Origin of the sequence: Enterobacter cloacae complex sp. CARB60, from assembly GCF_036487345.1 — a bacterium.
Lineage (GTDB): Bacteria > Pseudomonadota > Gammaproteobacteria > Enterobacterales > Enterobacteriaceae > Enterobacter > Enterobacter asburiae_D.
The window spans coordinates 3064131-3081614 of sequence record NZ_JAZKLC010000002.1; the positions used below are offsets into that span (position 1 = coordinate 3064131).

General features: G+C 53.1%; 17 protein-coding genes. 2 read left to right on the forward strand and 15 right to left on the reverse strand.

Annotated features, from left to right (window positions below; translation table 11 throughout):
- Window positions 1-16: 16 nt before the first annotated feature.
- Window positions 17-2629, reverse strand: a complete 2613-nt coding sequence (gene pepN / locus V4835_RS15760; protein WP_331412765.1) for an aminopeptidase N — start codon at window positions 2627-2629, stop codon at window positions 17-19.
- A 424-nt stretch (window positions 2630-3053) separates the two neighbouring features.
- Here pepN and V4835_RS15765 point away from each other — a divergent pair, with 424 nt between their 5' ends.
- Window positions 3054-3320: a DinI family protein gene (locus V4835_RS15765; RefSeq protein WP_058671334.1), complete on the forward strand. Its 267-nt coding sequence runs from the start codon at window positions 3054-3056 to the stop codon at window positions 3318-3320.
- Between the two features lie 131 nt (window positions 3321-3451).
- Here the strand turns inward: V4835_RS15765 and V4835_RS15770 are convergent, their stop codons facing one another.
- Window positions 3452-4741, reverse strand: a complete 1290-nt coding sequence (locus V4835_RS15770; protein ID WP_331412766.1) for a tail fiber domain-containing protein — start codon at window positions 4739-4741, stop codon at window positions 3452-3454.
- Between the two features lie 126 nt (window positions 4742-4867).
- Here V4835_RS15770 and V4835_RS15775 point away from each other — a divergent pair, with 126 nt between their 5' ends.
- The gene (locus tag V4835_RS15775) at window positions 4868-5230 is read left to right on the forward strand and encodes a hypothetical protein (protein WP_331412768.1); all 363 of its coding nucleotides are present in this window, start codon (window positions 4868-4870) and stop codon (window positions 5228-5230) included.
- Here the strand turns inward: V4835_RS15775 and V4835_RS15780 are convergent.
- From V4835_RS15780 to V4835_RS15840, 13 genes are read right to left on the reverse strand one after another with little or no spacing between them, the layout of a single operon-like run.
- Window positions 5195-5836 (reverse strand): hypothetical protein, encoded by a 642-nt coding sequence (locus V4835_RS15780; RefSeq protein WP_331412770.1) that lies wholly within the window; start codon window positions 5834-5836, stop codon window positions 5195-5197. The two genes, V4835_RS15775 and V4835_RS15780, sit on opposite strands and share 36 nt — an antisense overlap.
- The gene (locus tag V4835_RS15785; protein ID WP_016042153.1) at window positions 5833-6135 is read right to left on the reverse strand and encodes a hypothetical protein; all 303 of its coding nucleotides are present in this window, start codon (window positions 6133-6135) and stop codon (window positions 5833-5835) included. Before V4835_RS15785 ends, V4835_RS15780 begins: the two co-directional genes overlap by 4 nt.
- Window positions 6129-9665, reverse strand: a complete 3537-nt coding sequence (locus tag V4835_RS15790; protein ID WP_331412772.1) for a host specificity protein J — start codon at window positions 9663-9665, stop codon at window positions 6129-6131. Before V4835_RS15790 ends, V4835_RS15785 begins: the two co-directional genes overlap by 7 nt.
- A gap of 52 nt (window positions 9666-9717) precedes the next feature.
- Window positions 9718-10317: a tail assembly protein gene (locus V4835_RS15795; RefSeq protein ID WP_000005717.1), complete on the reverse strand. Its 600-nt coding sequence runs from the start codon at window positions 10315-10317 to the stop codon at window positions 9718-9720.
- 55 nt (window positions 10318-10372) lie between these two features.
- Complete coding sequence (locus V4835_RS15800) at window positions 10373-10708, reverse strand: hypothetical protein (protein WP_139946175.1); 336 nt, start codon at window positions 10706-10708, stop codon at window positions 10373-10375.
- Between the two features lie 6 nt (window positions 10709-10714).
- Window positions 10715-11062: a hypothetical protein gene (locus V4835_RS15805; RefSeq protein WP_063132024.1), complete on the reverse strand. Its 348-nt coding sequence runs from the start codon at window positions 11060-11062 to the stop codon at window positions 10715-10717.
- A 32-nt stretch (window positions 11063-11094) separates the two neighbouring features.
- A complete protein-coding gene (locus tag V4835_RS15810) occupies window positions 11095-11805 on the reverse strand; it encodes a C40 family peptidase (protein WP_059290922.1) in 711 nt (236 codons plus the stop codon).
- A 1-nt stretch (window position 11806) separates the two neighbouring features.
- Window positions 11807-12565: a phage minor tail protein L gene (locus V4835_RS15815; protein ID WP_045407314.1), complete on the reverse strand. Its 759-nt coding sequence runs from the start codon at window positions 12563-12565 to the stop codon at window positions 11807-11809.
- Window positions 12562-12900: a phage tail protein gene (locus V4835_RS15820; protein WP_331412778.1), complete on the reverse strand. Its 339-nt coding sequence runs from the start codon at window positions 12898-12900 to the stop codon at window positions 12562-12564. The genes V4835_RS15815 and V4835_RS15820 overlap by 4 nt, the downstream gene beginning before the upstream one ends.
- Before the next feature lie 2 nt (window positions 12901-12902).
- The gene (locus V4835_RS15825; RefSeq protein ID WP_331412779.1) at window positions 12903-16184 is read right to left on the reverse strand and encodes a phage tail tape measure protein; all 3282 of its coding nucleotides are present in this window, start codon (window positions 16182-16184) and stop codon (window positions 12903-12905) included.
- 34 nt (window positions 16185-16218) lie between these two features.
- The gene (locus V4835_RS15830) at window positions 16219-16482 is read right to left on the reverse strand and encodes a phage tail assembly protein T (protein ID WP_331412780.1); all 264 of its coding nucleotides are present in this window, start codon (window positions 16480-16482) and stop codon (window positions 16219-16221) included.
- A gap of 23 nt (window positions 16483-16505) precedes the next feature.
- The gene (locus V4835_RS15835) at window positions 16506-16907 is read right to left on the reverse strand and encodes a phage tail assembly chaperone (protein WP_001135721.1); all 402 of its coding nucleotides are present in this window, start codon (window positions 16905-16907) and stop codon (window positions 16506-16508) included.
- A 54-nt stretch (window positions 16908-16961) separates the two neighbouring features.
- The gene (locus V4835_RS15840) at window positions 16962-17432 is read right to left on the reverse strand and encodes a phage tail tube protein (RefSeq protein ID WP_000202242.1); all 471 of its coding nucleotides are present in this window, start codon (window positions 17430-17432) and stop codon (window positions 16962-16964) included.
- Window positions 17433-17484: the final 52 nt, after the last annotated feature.

A 17484-nucleotide genomic window follows, 5' to 3' on the forward strand; every position in this document is an offset into this window, starting at 1 on the left:
AGGGTTAAGCTTTCTATCAGGCCAGTGCCTTAGCAATCTTCTCGTACAAATCACCAGAAAGATTTTCCAGCCCTTTCAGCTGCTCAAGCGCGGCACGCATCTTCGCCTGACGCTTCGCGTCGTAGCGTTTCAGACGGATTAGCGGCTCAATCAGGCGGGACGCCACCTGCGGGTTACGGCTGTTCAGCTCGGTCAGCATTTCCACCATGAACTGATAACCGCTGCCGTCTTCGGCGTGGAACGCGGCCGGGTTGCTGCTGGCAAACGCGCCAATCAGAGAACGCACGCGGTTTGGGTTGCTCAGGGTGAAGGAGCGATGCTTCAGCAGGCTGCGCACGGTGCTGAGCGCATCTTCCGCCGGGCTTGTCGCCTGAAGGATGAACCACTTGTCCATCACCAGGCCATCCTTATGCCACTTGTCGTCGTACTCCTGCATTAGCGCATCACGGCACGGCAGTTCGGCGGCAACGCTTGCAACCAGCGCGGCCAGGGCGTCGGTCATGTTATCCGCTTCGTGATACTGCTTGCTCACCAGGGTGTTCGCCAGCTCGGTTTCACCAAACGCCAGATAGCGCAGGCAGGTATTGCGCAGAGAACGCTTACCAATGTCGGCGTGCTCAACGCGATAAGCGTCAAGCTTGTTGGCGTTATAAATCGCCAGGAACTCATCGGCCAGTTCTGCAGCCAGCGTACGGGTCAGCGCTTCACGCACCGCCACGATGGCAATCGGGTCGATGATATCAAACAGCTCGGCGATTTCAGTCGCTGACGGCAGGGTCAGAATTTCAGCGGCCAGCGCCGGGTCAATCTTCTCATCCAGCAGGATCGCGCGGAACGCGTCAGCCACATGGACAGGCAGCGACAGCGGCTGGCCCTGCTGATGACGGTTTACGTTGAGCTTAATGTAGGTCGCCAGCAGGCTTTGCGCCGCATCCCAGCGGGAGAAGTCGTTACGCGCGTGACGCATCAGGAACGTCAGCTGCTGATCGCTCCACTTGTACTCCAGCTTCACCGGCGCGGAAAATTCGCACAGCAGCGCAGGCACCGGCTGGAAGTAGACGTTATCAAAGATAAAGGTCTGCTCGGCCTGGGTCACGTTCAGCACGTGGTGTACCGGGTGGCCGCCCTTCTGGAGCGGGATGACTTTGCCTTCGTTATCGTACAGCTCAATGCTGAACGGAATGTGCAGCGGATGTTTCTCTTCCTGCTCGGCCGTAGGCGGCGTGCGCTGGCTGATGGTCAGCGTGTACTGCTCGGTTTCCGGGTTGTAGTCGTCTTTAACGGTCACAATCGGCGTACCGGCCTGGCTGTACCAGCGGCGGAAGTGAGAGAGATCGACGTTAGAAGCATCTTCCATCGCCTGCACAAAATCGTCGCAGGTGGCCGCGCTGCCGTCATGACGCTCGAAGTACAGCTGCATCCCTTTCTGGAAGTTCTCCTCACCCAGCAGGGTGTGGATCATGCGGATAATTTCAGCACCCTTCTCGTACACCGTCAGGGTGTAGAAGTTGTTCATCTCGATGACTTTATCCGGGCGGATCGGGTGCGCCATTGGGCTAGCATCTTCCGCAAACTGCAGACCACGCATGGTGCGCACGTTGTTGATGCGGTTCACCGCGCGTGAACCCAGATCGGAGCTGAACTCCTGATCGCGGAAGACGGTCAGGCCCTCTTTCAGGCTCAGCTGGAACCAGTCGCGGCAGGTGACGCGGTTACCGGTCCAGTTGTGGAAATATTCGTGGCCGATGACGCGTTCGATATCGAGGTAGTCTTTATCCGTTGCGGTATCGGTACGCGCCAGCACGTATTTGGAGTTAAAGACGTTAAGGCCTTTGTTCTCCATTGCGCCCATGTTGAAGAAATCGACGGCGACGATCATATAGATGTCGAGGTCATATTCGAGGCCGAAGCGCTCCTCGTCCCACTTCATAGAGTTGATGAGGGAGGTCATCGCCCACGGCGCACGGTCAAGGTTGCCGCGGTCAACAAACAGCTCCAGCGCCACTTCGCGGCCAGAGCGCGTTTTGAAGGTGTCGCGCAGAACGTCGAAGTCCCCCGCCACCAGCGCAAACAGGTAGCACGGTTTCGGGAAGGGATCCTGCCACTGTACCCAGTGACGGCCATTCTCCAGCTCGCCTTCGCCTACGCGGTTACCGTTGGAGAGCAGGAAGGGATACAGGGTTTTATCGGCGATGATTTTGGTGGTGAAGCGCGCCAGAACGTCCGGACGGTCGAGATACCACGTAATGTGGCGGAACCCTTCCGCTTCACACTGGGTACACAGCGCCACGCCTGACTGGTAAAGCCCTTCCAGCGCGGTGTTGGCGGCTGGGCTGATTTCATTCACGATGCGCAGCGTAAACTGTTCCGGCAGGTTGTCGATGACCAGCTGGTTGTTTTCTTCTTTATAGTCCGACCAGGCTTCATCATTAATATGCAGGGAGACCAGCGTCAGGTCTTCACCATCCAGACGCAGCGGCACCGCAGTTGCGCTGTGACGCATCACCTGGCTCACCGCCGTGACAACGGTTTTAGTGGCGTCCAGGTCAAAAGTCAGATCGATTTCGCTAATCAGGTAATCCGGCGCACGGTAGTCGTGGCGGTATTTGGCTTGTGGCTGTTGTGTCATAGAAAACCTTATGCATCGTTTGTCGAGTAACGTTTCAATATATTCCTGTTGCGCAAAACGCGCTATGCAGAATGTTCATCTTTTCAGGTACAAAACCTTTTTTTGCTACATTTGTATAATATGAACTCATAGTTTTTAAAATCGATAAAGATCGTCCAGGAGCGCTTTAAACAAGGGATGAGCGAGATCGAGATAAAGCTTGATTAACGAACTTTAACGAACTTCACAAACCACTTTTGCCCCACCCATGCCCCACAGAAAATTTTAGCCAACCTCAGGCAGCATAGGCCCTGCATGCCAAAGAGGCAGCATGCTCACCCGCAATAAGCTCCACAAAATTAAAAAACAAATGGCTCATGCCTTGACAGACAAAAAAGCCAAAGCAAAAATACTGTATATTCAAACAGTGATTGGCGGAGCACGTATGTTCGTAGAACTGGTTTATGACAAGCGAAATGTTGAAGGGCTCGAAGGGGCCAGAGAAATCATTCTGGCCGAGCTGACGAAGCGGGTGCACCAGATTTTCCCTGATGCCGAAGTGAAGGTGAAACCGATGCAGGCAAACGGTTTAAATAGCGATGCCAGCAAAAGTGATAGAGAAAAGCTGAACCGTATGCTGGAGGAAATGTTTGAAGAGTCTGATATGTGGCTGGTATCTGAATTCCCTTCAGTACGCCAAGTTGGCCTTTAAATTTTACTCGGTTAATATTCCCCATGTTTGCTCGGGCATGAACACTGAGCAACCAGCCGCCGCTCGTTCTTTCTTAAGACGGACGGCGGTTTTCTCAGAGAATTCGTTTCAATATGCTGTCTTCAGGTATATCAAGATCCACCCTGTTTCAGCTCACTAACCTGTTGACGGAGTTCGACTACCATTGCGTTAAGTGCCTTTATGGCTGCCAGAGCATCCATAAGCAGAGGTGTCGAATCAAGAGTCATTATTCCTGTCATTTCCGCCGAGTGCACATACTCAGGATCTATGGTTTCAATCTGCTGGGCTACTACGCCTCGGCGCGATGTCTTGTTTTCATCATCGTTATAAAAGAATGTTTTAAACTCCATTTTTAAAATATTGCTTAGTGACTCATTTAAATCCAGGTCACCAGTCAATGTCTTAAAGTTGATGTCAGATGTTCCAGAGTTTTGGAGGGTTATCCACGGCGTAGTCGATGGCAGAGTTTCTGACCCATTTTGCACCCATCGAAACACAACGCTTCCATTTGGCTGCACAACCAATTGACCGGTTCGAGCCGAATCGTAAGAAGCCTGGAATCCTGCCCCCCCCGGCATCCATCCCAATGATGAACCAGCAATGAACGAAGATTCTGGTCCATGGTTGCTCGGCGTTGAATAAGAAGAACCTCCAGCTCCTAAACCAAAATCTCCATTAGTTACTATCGTTCGGTCTGTGTTTGTTGTCCCATGCCTGTACTGGTCTGCAAAAAAGTAGCGTTTGCGATTACCCGCTGAATCGTATGTATGGATCTGACACGTACCATCAGCAAGACTAATGAGCTGCATTTTGGGATTATCATCGGTGCCGAACGGCCTGATATTCACGATGCCAAGCCCACCACTATTAACGGCTCTGATATTTAGTGAGTTGAATGAGGGGGTATTATTCGCTCCCAGCTCAAGATTTTTACGAGCGTCGGAGGCATTCTTTGCACCAGTCCCACCGTCAGCAATTGCAAGCGTACCATCGTTCCCTTTCTGCGCCAGTTTCCCGATGCCGGGGATCGTTACAGCAGTGCCGTTGATGGTTACGGTAATGCTCTGGTTCGCTGAGGTAGTAGCAAACGTCTCCCATGCGCCAATATTCTCGTCATACTCTTTGATGAGCTGCGACATCGCCTGTGCCAGCCCATCAACCGAAATAATGTCAGATACAAGAATTCCATACTTCTGCCCGCTCAGCGCAGGGGAAGCAGCAGGCGTAACCGTCATTGACGTGGCACTGTTCACGGATGAGATCTGGAATAACTGCACCGGGTTAGACATGACAATAATCGTCTGGCCAGCGCGAACCTGACTGGCGGGCGCCGTCCAGTTTGTGCCTGTGCCGTTTGCGGTATTTCCGTTAATTGCGATGGTACCAGTGTTATAAAGCATGAACTACCTCACGATAATAACGATCGATATAAGCGATCAATCATGTAAAATTGATCGCTTATATCAATCTGACTATTTTTTAAACTCTAATAAAATGGAAGTTCCCGCATAAACAGGAATGTCGAAATGAAACTTTTATTTGCTGCAGCGCTATTGCTGCTGGCTGGATGTACTAACAAACACACAGATCACGCATTCCAGATGGATTACCCGGTTGATGCCGCTCGTTTATCACTGGGTGGTGATATTCACGTCAATATCGACTGTGCCACAAGAAAGGTGGAAGTTATTTCAGACAGTAGCAACGGAATATTCAGCCGCCATATCAATAAACGATTGAGTAATATTTGCTATAAAAAAACGGATAAGCTGGATGTGGTTTATCGCTTTAATTCATCAAAAGGTGTGAAACAAGATATGATCTCGACTCATTACCCGCGCGTTCCTCCTGCATCAAATTCCTACAAACTGAGCGATGGGGATTCTTAACCCCCGCGTCTGAAATGTCTGGCTCCAGTTACGCTGATTATTTGAAATGTACCTGCCCTGCAGCTGAGAGCCAGTCCATTTGAGCACCACCCCTGAATACCCAACAGCCGTACCATCATCGCTGAGATTTCCAGGGCAGTTGTTAACCAGTATCCAGGGGCTGAAGCCAAGACTTACTGAAAAGGTATTGTTCTGCAGGTCAAAGTTCGCTGGCACATCAAAAAATCCAACCACTCTCGGCATCCTGGAGGCCGAAGCAGCGCTCCAGATAAGGGTTCCGGCACTATCAAACACATCGAGATAACCACTCTGCATGCTAATATTTCGTGCAGTTCGGATCATGCTACCCGCATTATCTTCAAGCATATCAGCACCAGGAAAACCGTATTTGTTCGTGCCCAACTGCAGCCACCTTAAACGGCCGTCATTCCAGAATGACTGCGGAGTAAAGCCGAGAGTACTACCATCACCAAACGGGCTGTTAACGCGGTAGGCGCCTTTATCGGTGACGGCACCCAACGTGCGCTGATCATAAAACAGGGTCGATCTGTTTTGTGAATCCACCAGCAGTTTTCCGTCGCTGTTGTAAACTTCAAATCCGCTCATTGAAAGTTATAAACCTCAACATTGAGAGTGATTGCGGCACTTCCGCCTGTGGGGAGATAGTAGAGAGTAAAGCCACCGTTATAAGCGCGGCAAAAATACTCGTTTACAGTTACGCCGGTTGAAACGATTGTGACAAACGTCCCGTCCTGAGTTGCGCCAGAAAAAGCGACATTTTTTGACGTCTCTCCTGAAGCAAGCGAAACCGTTGCGCTGCCCATGTAACGGATCGCGTAATCACTTAAATCCACTGCAACCCGACCTGCACTGTCCCAGCATTGCAAACCCTGTGGCATTACCATAACCCCATTCTGACGCGCAGCACGTTGTTGCTGTCATAGATACGAATGAGAGTGCTCGATATCAGCATCCTCCCGCCCCCGGCCACACCGTTGATTTCGAACGTTCCCCCTTTATCAAGCTTCCAGCCAGCCGATCCAGCCACATAGTTATTCGACTGGATATAGTTGCCAATTTTGGCGTTCTCAATGGTGCCGTCCTGGATGAAGCTGGCCCGGATGAATGTCTGCCCGTTCTGGATCACGAACGGCAAAGCTACGCTATTTCCGGCTGCCGTGGTGACGGCGAAGCGGTCAGCCAGGAAGATAACCTGCGACTGCATGCCGGATGGCGTATTCTCCACGCCGATCCCCATCCCAGCGGCGTAATACTGCCCATTGCTGGAAACGCCAACCTTGATGTTATACATCGCGCTGAGGTCGCCATTAACGTTGGCTATCGCCTGAGCGTTAGTGGTGATGGCGGAGGTATGCCCGTTCACAGTCGCCGTAATGCCGTTTATCTGCGTGGCCGTTGCCTGCTGATAGTCGGAGAACGTCTGATTAAGGCTGTTTATGGATGCCTTGTTGCCGTTGACATCCGTCTGCAGGCTCAGCAGAGAGCGCGCCGTTGCCTCCTTCTCGTTAACGATTACCTCATCAATACGATCCAGCTGCGCACTGTTACCGGCGACCGTCGCGGAAAGCCTTTTGCGTGTGGCCACTTGCGCCAGCCCGTTCTGGATAATGGCAATGGCTGAGTTCTTAACCCCGCCCGTCATGCCGTCCATAGACACGCTGATGCTGTCGATTCGCTGGCCAAGCGCGGTATCAGCCGTGGCGACGGTCTGCTCAAGATCTGATAGAGAGGACGACACATCACCAACCGTGCTCGAAAGCTCATTAACGCTGGTCTGAACCTCCCCGATGTCCTGAGCGTTTTTTGCGATTTCCTGCGCCTGCAGCTCAAGTTCATCGTTGGCCTGCTTGATGTCGTCAGCCATGCCAGCAATTTTTTCGTTGCTGTCCACCGCGTTCTCGATCAGGTCCTTGAAGGTATCGGAGTCTTTAATTTCCTCCAAGATCACGTCTGTGATGTCGGAAACATCGATGCTGGCCTGTCCTCGCACCCATTCTGTGTACCCTGATTCGTTGCCGCTGCGGTCCACCAGCTGCGCGCGGTACCAGAAAATCTGCCCAGCCTTAAGGCCCATCTGCTGATATTTGCGCTGCGGGTAAGGCACATCGGCCAGCAGCATTGCATCGTCCTCGGTACCGGTCAGGCTATACTGAATTTCCGTCTTCAGCGTGTCGTCGGTATTCGCCGGGAATCCCCAGTTCAGCTCGATGCCGAAAACCACATTTTCAGAAGCGATGAAGCCAACCGGCTTCGGTGGATTGCCCACTTTACCCGTCAGCGTTTTCTCTTCTGAATAGCCCCATCCGGATGAAATTTCTGCGGCATTGATTGCGCGCACGCGCACCAGGTAGCGCCCGGCATAAATCCCCGGGACGTCGAATGACGTGGTTGAGCTGCGCGGCACGTTAACCCAGTTCCCGTCGTTGCGGCGCCACTGCGCTTCATAGGCGATAGCGTTCTGCGCCTGGTCCCAGCTCACGCGCATCGTTTCGACGCTGATATTTTGCTGCACCACGGAAAACGAGCTGATCACGATGTTGTCAGGCGGCGACTGGTTACCAGGCGGGATCACGCTCACCGGCCGCTGGTCAATGATGGCTCCGGTATCGATACGGGCATATTTATCCGGGTCGTGCCATGCGCCGGTAATCGAGAAAGTGCCATCATCGTTATCGGAAACGCTGACAACACGATACTGCTGCGCGTAAAGCTCGTCAGATTCAACCACCCAGACAGCTTCGGCCTGTGGCGTCTCACTGTATGCCGTGGTGACTGTGACTGATTCCCCGTTCACGGCCTGAATGGTCCTGCTCTGCGAAGCTCCGGAAGGCAGGTTGAGAATAAGGCGATAACCTGCTGCTGCATCTGCCACGCGGTCAAGTTTGATAACGCGACCGTTAACAGCGCTGATACGTCCGCCCATAACTTTTCCGGAAAGCAGCTCGTCTGCCACGGCGATGATGTAGCCCGGCTGCGGAATGTTTCCGTCCAGCCCGACATCAAACGAAACAACGCGATCCTTGTTGTTGGTGAGAATACCCCAGCGCCCCTTTCGGTTCGCCTCTGACTGCCTGGTGCAGCCGATGGCTGTCATTTCCAGCTGATTGAAGCCGTACCGCGCCACCAGCGCCTGCTCAAATACCGGCTCCATCGCGTCGGCATAAGCGTTCCCCGGATCTGACCATGAAACCAGTGCTGTGGTGTAGCGGCTTTTCGTGGTGCTGCTCGAATAGGTGAAGCGACCGCCAACAACGTTAGCGCGCGTGTAGCTGTAATCAACATCGCGCGGCATGTCAGCCAGGGCCACAATCTGATCCCCACCCCAGTAGGTCATGCCACGGAAGATAGCGGCAAAATCACGCAGGACTGTGTAGGCGTCATTCCGGTCCTGAATGTACACGTTGCAGGTATAACGTGGTTCGGTACCGTTGCCCCCTTTGCCGTCTGGTACCATCTGATCACAATACTGGGCAACCTGATAAAGCGTCCATTTATCAATATTCGCAGCGGTCAAACGGTGCCCGAGGCCGAACCGGTCAGAAACAACCAGATCGTAAAAAATCCACGCAGGGTTATCCGTCCATGCCCACTTAAACGCACCGGTCCATGTACCGCTATAAGTGCGGGTTTCAGGGTCGTAGGTATCTGGAACGCGGATAACGCGGCCGCGGGGCTCGCAGGAGATCTGCGGGATAGAGCCGTTAAACTGGCTTGAGTCGAATTCGATGTAAAGCAGCGCGGTGTTCGGGTAGCGCAGTTTGGCGTCAATCACCTCGGTGAAGCTCTGCAGCGTCATCGTGTCGCCGATCTTCGCGCTGTTGGCGTCAGAGGTAATCTTACGCAGACGTATTGTCCAGGTGCTGCCAGCCTGCGGTAAATCGATACGGTGGCTGCGCTCATAACCAGACGTCGTTTTGCCGGTCACGCTGGTATTGAGTACCGTCTGCCATGTGCCGCCGTCCGTCTGCAGGTCAATCGCATAATTGACCGAGTAACCCACCAGATCACCGTCGTCCTCCTGTTTGAAAAGCGAGGGCCATTTCAGACGCAGGCGAACTGCTGAAAGCTGCGTATTGGTAAAGGTGCGCGTCCATGCTGTAGCGCTTGATACCTCAGTTCCCACGCTGATTTCGTTTTCGGTACCGGGAATACCCTGAATATATTTTTGCGCCTGCGTTCCCGCGCGAAACTCCCACGTCACGCCGCTAAAGTTTTGAGAACCGTCGGCATTCTCCAGCGCCGTTCCGTCCAGGTAGATATCTTTGCCGGTTAGCTGCCCTGCAAATTCCCCTTCCCCAAGCGCAACGAGGATTTTTGCCTTCGCTACAGATTGCAGATCATCAGGCTGTTCGGTAGGGGTTCGTGAACTGGAGCTGCCGCCCTTGCGGCCCTTTAACACTTTATCTGTAGCCATATTGCGCCCATAAAAAAGCCACCCGAAGGTGGCCAGAAAAAAGGTTAGTTATCTACTGCTGATCTTCGACATAAATTCCGGCAGAAATAATCGCTCCGCCTATCCGCCGGCGGCCATATAGGAGCGGTACCGGATAGCCTTGCGCTGCGGTGTTTGTTACACCACCGAATGCGTAGGAAGCACGGTTATCTGCACTTTGTTTGCTGGCCAGACCTGCAGGTTGAGGCGATAGCATTTGGACAACACCTCCCAGCATCATGGCTGCACCGAATTTCGCAGCCCCGTATCCCACTGCTGATAGAGTGCCACCTGAGAAATAGCCAATGGCTACCCCAACAACGACGAGCACGGCGCCAAGAATTGTCTGTAATACCCCAGCTTTTTTACTTCCGATTACAACCGGGACAATTCGAATAACTTCACCGGTTACGGGAAAACCAAAATCATCTTTTCCGATATTTTTTTTATCTTTAAAGACGGCGTAAGTCAGTCCCCTTGCTTTGCTGGTGATCAGGAATTTCTCTAGCCCGTTTATAGTTTTTGTAAGAGAATTGATCGCCTCAGCCGTTGTGCGTATTAATCGATGGTGAACCTTTCCGTAGGTTTTACCCAAAACACCGCCAAGTTCAATTCGGGTCATTACCTCTGACATTTTCTTTCTCCATAAAAAAAGCCACCCGAAGGTGGCTTAGCTTATTTTTAACTTTTCAAAGGCATGATCTGGCAGCCGTGGCCCAGTGATCGTTCCATCCTTTTGCGACGGCGTAAACTTTTACATCGCTTCCGCCTGCTTCTGATTTATCGATATTCACTACTGAAAGAGCCCCGAATATATCGTCTGATGCTGTGATTTTGTACCCTGACTCAGTGGGTATGCTGGAGCTTGAATATCGTAGCTCTACCCATTTAGGAGCAAGGCAACGGTTAACCTCATCAACAGTTTTTGTTGAATGCTCTGATAGAATAGGTTTTTGTTCTTCCAGTGAGGAAACAGAACACCCCATCTGCAGGAAGATAAAAATTGAGAGGATAATCTTTTTCATCGCACATCAGTCCTTTTGACAGATTGACTCATAAGAATCAATTTTCTTTTGGTCTTGGTCATTAATAATGATGATTGGTCCATGATTATTGACCTTTCCATCTTTGACCTCAATCCGCACATAATATGGTTTTTTACCCGTGTATGCGCCGTATGAATTTTTAGCATTCACATAACCGCAAACATATCCAGTATTTTCACCGAAATCACGGAAGAATGATTCAAATTTAGCGCTATCCGGATCTTTTAGGGTGTCTTTAACTAAGGACTCCCCCATGTCAATAAAATCCTTTTCCGAAGGTGAGCAACCAACAATAATCAGGCTACACGCCAATATCGAAAGAAATTTCCTCATATCCCTAACCCCTTTTTTCGTTTTACAAAAGGTTAGCACAGAGATTTGTAACGGAGAATCTTCATCGTTCGTTCCTGCCAGTAGCCACCATACGGCACGCGCTGGCTCAGATGTCCGTACAGGTGGTGCAGCAGCATATTACCCTCCAGCAGAATTCCCGCGTGATTCCACTTATCGGCCTGGACCTGCATGATCACCATATCGCCGGGTTTCGGTGGCCCGTCGAATTCACGGAATCCGCACTCATACCAGCAATCCTGATAGAAGTTGTCCGGATAGTCGTTTTCCCACCAGGGATAATCGACGCGGTAATCATGGAGTTCGATGCCATGCGTTTGCCGGAAATAGCTCATTACCAGCCCCCAGCAGTCGAAGTGTCCAAGCACAAACGGACGCTCCAGCAGCGGCAGTTCTCCGCGCGGCTGGATGGTGCGTAAATCCCCCTCCGGCCAGCTCACAATATGCCAGGGTAAAAGCGTTGCGTCGCATTGCGCTTTATCCAGTTCGCTCGGTTGCGTTGTGGCGTCAGGGTGACTGTGAACGATGGCGATCACCGTTCCCCAGTCCTCAGCAGCTGCGTAGTCTTCGGGGCAGAGGACAAAATTGTCCTCCGGCGCCGCGGCAAGATTCCGGCACGGGAAATAACGTTCAACGCGGCTTTTCTGCGCCACCACGCCGCAACACTCATGAGGATATTCAGCTGCAGCATGCGCCATAATCGCATCGATGGTTTTCTGACGCATATCAACTCCTGATCAAAGACGTGCCCGGGAAGCCACCAAACGAGAGTTCGTTATTTTCGCCGAATCGGAGTTTGCAGGCCGTCAGCGTGCCGTTGCATTCATCCAGCGACGGATCGCTTACCGGGTTGTTGTTTTTGTCGAAATAGCGGGTGCCGGCATAGTCGCAGCCGTCGCCGGTACGATATTTATTCCGGATGCACCAGGTACACAGGGAATGAAGCTGTCGCGTCGGGATCATTTGCCCCTGCAGATCCATCGGGCTGGACAGAACAAATTCAACGGTTTCACCGGCAAGCTCGCCCGTTTTCCCGTCGATATACCAGACCTGCAGCTTTTCCTGAGTCGGGTCTGCTGTGGGGTTGCCGTCTGCGAAATTTCTGGCATCGAGATATTTCTCTTTTGTGTCGTGAATAGTGACTTTCGCCTGCAGCAGATCGTCATACGCAAGACACAGGGCAGAAATGGAGCTTTCGATGTTCGCAACCGTCAGGGATGGCGTTGCATTGCTTCCACTGGTTGATTTCTCCAGACCTTCCAGTTGATATGGCCAGGCGGCATATTCATTTCCCTGCCACCAGATTGGTTTCGCCGGAAGCTTGGACTCATCCCCACCAGCGGCGATGATTTCCGCTTCTGTGTGGGGAATGCTGTAATTGTGAAAGCGGAGAACGTCCGTAAGCCCAAAGGAAGAACCGTCCACCTCAATCAGACGAACATCGTTTCCGGATTCCAGCTTCTGATAATCTGCGTTTAAGCTCATGGTTTAAATGCCTGGATGAATGTTGCTTCAAGGTTGAATTTCCCCGCGCCAAGCCCGGTGGGTTTATACGTTTCGCAACGATACAAACCCAAAGGTTCGAGCGGTGGCTTCCATTGAAAGGCTTTCGTTCCTTCATGCCTGTCGAGAAAAGATTTAATGGCCGAAATGTAGTTTTCGTTGCCAGTGAAGTTGAGCGTCCATTGCTGGGTTCTGGTGTTCAATCCATCCCCTGAGACCTGCTCATATCCATCGCCAAACTGGGCTTTTCTGACGCGAAAACTTGTATCAGCCTCCGCGTTAATCCGTGGGCACCATGTGAAAGTTTCGATGGCCATAATTATCGGTTTCCTTTCATTGCGTTCCAGATGTCACCGCCGGGGCGGATATCACGCATTACATTCTGCTTATATCGCTGATCAACAAATTTTCCGACCTCAGCGCCAAATTGCTCAAGGCCAGGTGAGGTTTGCGTTGAGGTGTTGCCGTTACCATCGATGGTGATATAAACCTGTGGCGCCGAAGATAGAGACTGACCGCCGCCACCTCCGACCGCACGAACACCGAGAGAACCATCCGGCGCGCGGGTAAGCGGCATGATCGCCTCCGGCCCAGCCTCGCCCATGATTCCGGCCCCGCCTTTTGCGAAAGCGAACATGGTGGGGTTTCTGACGATCCCATTACTGAAAGCGCTCAGGGATGGAGAGTCATAAACGCCGCCTTTGGCATTAAACTGGAAGCTCGAGCCGTAACTGGAAACCGCTGTACCGGTGCTGGCTGATGCTCCCGCCCCGCCCCCGAAGAAGCTGCCTACACTGCCGATGAGAGAGCCAAAGATGCCAGAACCGGAAGAGGCCCCACCCATCGCGCTAACCACCGCCATCTGCAGAGCCACTTTTTCGATAATCTGCAGGACAGAAATACCCCACGATTTCCAGCTAACCTTATTGCCTTCTAGCATTGAGGTGACATTACTAAACGCGCTGTCGAGTGTGGTTTTCACCCCGTCAGAAACCGTGCCGGATACATTACTGATTTCATCAAACCAGTTTGCATAGCCGCGTGATACTCCGGACATCCAATCCGCTTCAGCTGCTGCTATAGCCTTGTATTTCTTATCCAGAGCATCGAGGGCTGCGGCGCGCTGCGCGATGGCCTCGGTACCGCCGTCCGTTTTAGCAAAAACACGGTCGATCTGTTGCGTCTCGTCGAACCGGCTGCGCTGGCGATCACTCATGCCTGCGGTTTCGGTTGTCAGCGTCGCCTCATCCCTGAACTTTCTGGCCGCTTCAGTTAAATCCTTCAGGGCATCAGCTTGTTCGCGCTGCTTGCGCACGTTCTCGTCGGCTTTTTGCGTCCATTTTGCCAGCTCTGCTGATGATGCCTGGATCGCCCTGCGCTGCTCGTCGGTCCATTTAGTGCCTGCCTGGTGCGATGCCGCGTAAAGCTCGGAGGCTTTTTCGCCTTCCGTCGCCCTGACGCGTTGCACGTCGATAGCCACACTCAGATCGGCCATTTTCCGTGAATACTGTTCGGCGGTGCTGGCCGCTTCGCGCTCGGCTTTACTCTGCGCATTTGAGGCAGCAGTGGAGGTTTTTTTTGCTTCTGCAGCTGCTGCATCCTTTTTGGCTGCCTGATCCTTGTTGTAGATGTACTTGGTGTAAAGCGCCCCCGTCAGCTGCAGGTCTTCTGCTTCATAGACGTGCTGCTGATGGAGTTTTTCTAATCCGCTGAGGCTGGCCAGCTCGTTATCGCGGCGTGAGCGCTCCAGTGCGGTTTGCTGTTGAGGCGTCGCGTTCGCCAGAGAGACAACTGGCCCGGCATATTGTGGCGGCTTGGCGCCAGCAGTCGCTGACATTGAGCGGTTAAGCAGGTCATACGCACCTTTCAGGATTGAGACAGCGCCAGCCTGTTCGATAGCCTTTTGCGTGGCCAGGTCACTGGCATTGTTTACCAGCTTCTGCGTTTGCTCGACTTTTGAGGCTGCCTGTTCGCGCTGGTACTCCAGCTGGTTCAGCTTGTCGGTCAGCTCGATGTTTTTGGCCGTGATGTCGGCCTGGTCCATGAAGGTGTTGATCAGGGTCAGCGTCGGATGGCGGTTGTAGTCCTGCTGGATTTGGTCAACCGCCTTAAGGCTGTCTTTCACCTTCGCGATCTGAGAGTCGAGGTCGGCCAGGTCCTGTTTTTGCGCCTGTAAAGATGTACGGGCATCGGCCGCGGTCGAACGCAGGCCAAGCACCGACATCTGCTGGAGCTTGGTGTTGATCTCGTCGAGGTTGTTGGCAAAACCTACCGCCTCACGGTGCACCTGCTGGGTATGCTGATAAAGGCCATACATCGCAGCGCCGGCACCGATAATCACTCCAGGCCAGCCACCGAGAATACCCAGCACCCCGCTCCCCAGCCGGGACATTACCGAGGCTGTATTGGTGAGGTTGTTAGCGGCAGAAGTCCTGCCAGCAAGCGCCGTATTCAGTGATGCCTGAGCAGCAGCAAGATTACGCTCAGCGACAATCTGAGCCTCAATACTCGTCGCCGCTGCGCGCGCCTGTTGAGCGCGGTAAACAGCCTGGCGACCAGCAGCAACGCTAACCTGAGCGCCGCGAACCTGAGCCTGCGCCAGCGCGACCTCGGCGGCCGTATTAGCGAGAACTGCCCGGGTTGACTGAGCAACGCTGCCGACCATGTTGCCAAAATAACGAGCGAGGCCAACACCAACCAGAATACCGGCTGTATTTGCCACATCATCGATGTTATTCGCCAGACCATCCAGCACGCCGGAAAGCGTTGATGATGCGCCGACCGCATCGTTCGCCCCGCCAACCCATGCAAGGAAGGCGTTTTGCACTTTCTGTGCAGATCCGCTGATGGATGCAGGAAGGGTGTCGAATTCTTTACGCAGGATCTCGACATTGGTCAGCAGCGGGACGATCTTGTTTGTCGTCAGTTCGCCGTTGTTAGCCATATTTCGCAGGCCGCCAACAGTGGTACCCAGCCCATCAGCCAGCAGTTTCGCCAGGCGGCCGCCGTTCTCCATGATGGAGTTAAATTCTTCGCCTCGCAAAACGCCTGAGCCAAGCGCCTGGCTAAGCTGGGTGATAACAGAGCTCGCCTCTTCGGTACTGGCGCCAGACAGCTTCAGTGAGGTTGCTACGGTTTCCGTAACTTTTGCGACGTCAGCAGAAGCGTAACCGGCATCACGCAGGGACTGTGCAATTCTGCTGTACAGATTGCTGTTTGCCTCGAGGGATGTTCCGGTGCGCTGGCTAATTTCCATCAGCACGCGCTGGGATTGCACGTAATCCTCACTGGAAGAGGACGCAAGGCGAAGACGCCCATTCAACTGGTTCCACGTGTCGGCAAACTGAATCAGCTGATGTGTGGCAAATGCACCAGCCCAAGCACCGGCAAGCCCGGCAGCAGAAGATCGCACGGTTGCAAGCTGAGAATTCAGGTCAGCCAAAGACCGCTGAGTTTCACGCGTGGCCGCTGCAGCTTTTTTCCCGCCCTGTTCCATAGTGCGGTAGTAATCGGTTCCCATGCGGGACGCTCTGGCGATCTCTGACTGGAAAGAAGAAGAGTTCGCCGAAATTTTGATGATTAGCTCGCGCAGCGTTGCCATATTTCACCCATAAAAAAGCCCGCAGCCGCGGGCATCAAAGACTGGACATCCATTCTTCAAGTTTAGAGACTTCAGCGCCTTCTTCCTGCTCACCCCATTTCAGCATCACGTCAGGAATGGTGAATTTCCCGCCCTGAGAGTTCAGCATTGCAACGGAGATCTGCGCCGCCTGAGCATCGGCGCGCCAGTCACCAATCGGACTGATGCGGTCGAACTCGATCCACATTTTGAGCTCGCTGGCGGTCATGGTCTGGCGCAGTTCGTGGAGAGTACGCCCCAACCGGAGCGCCAGCGACATCAGGAAGAAGGTCAGCGGCTGCTTTACGGCTTTCCCGCTTCTTCCTGGCTCATGCCGAGATTGAGGGCCTGAGCCAGCAGGCGGGAGTGCACAGGACCATAAATTTTAGATACCTGCTCCTGATCCTCATCGCTGAATACTCGCTCGCCGTTTTCATCCAGCAGAACGTCAATAAACAGAACCACATCAGCCTCTTTGTTACGCAGAAACTTTTCCGCCTCCGTCAGAGTCGGTGCCTCTTCGCCCTCGGCGAGCTGGGGATTAACGATCTCCCGGAATTTCACCCAGGCATCGCCAGAGGGTTCACGCAGCGTTACCTTTGCGCCATCCCATTCAGGGACCGTGATACCTTCTTTGGTGCGATAGGCTTTCGATGCTGTAAGCGCCACGTTGCGTAATGAATTCTGTGATGTTTTTTGCGGCATTTCATTTTTCTCTTGTTACATGATCGGAGGGATAAAAAAAGCGGCCGAAGCCGCTCAGGAACCAGACGCGTAGATGCGTTTAGGTTTGCCGCGTACACGCAGAGAATAGGTAGCGCCAACAACGGAAGAGGTTGCAGCAGACCATGAGCTCTGGCGTACCTCCACCAGCACGTAGAAACCGTTGCCAGACGGGAATACCACGCGCAGCGCGCGCAGTTCGTCATTTTCGTAAGCGGTCTGTAGTGCCTCCTGTGCTGCTTCATCGCCAACCCAGTTACGGGTAATGCTCATTTCAGCAGGCGCGGCGAGGCCGTTGGTTTGCTCCTGTTCAGTTGAGCACAGCGTGGTTACGTCGATATCCCCTTTCTGTCCGCCGGTGAAGGTGATCTCCTTTGTTGCACAGGCTGCTTCCAGCCAGGTAACACCAGCCCCCGGGAAACCTGAGGCGTTAAAATCCTCGGCGGTTACGGGTGCGTCGGAGACGGCAAAGGTCATCCCCTTTGTGACTTCATACTTACTGGTCATGGTTTCTCCAGTTAAAAAAAAGACCGCCGGAGCGGTCTGTTATGGTGGGTAA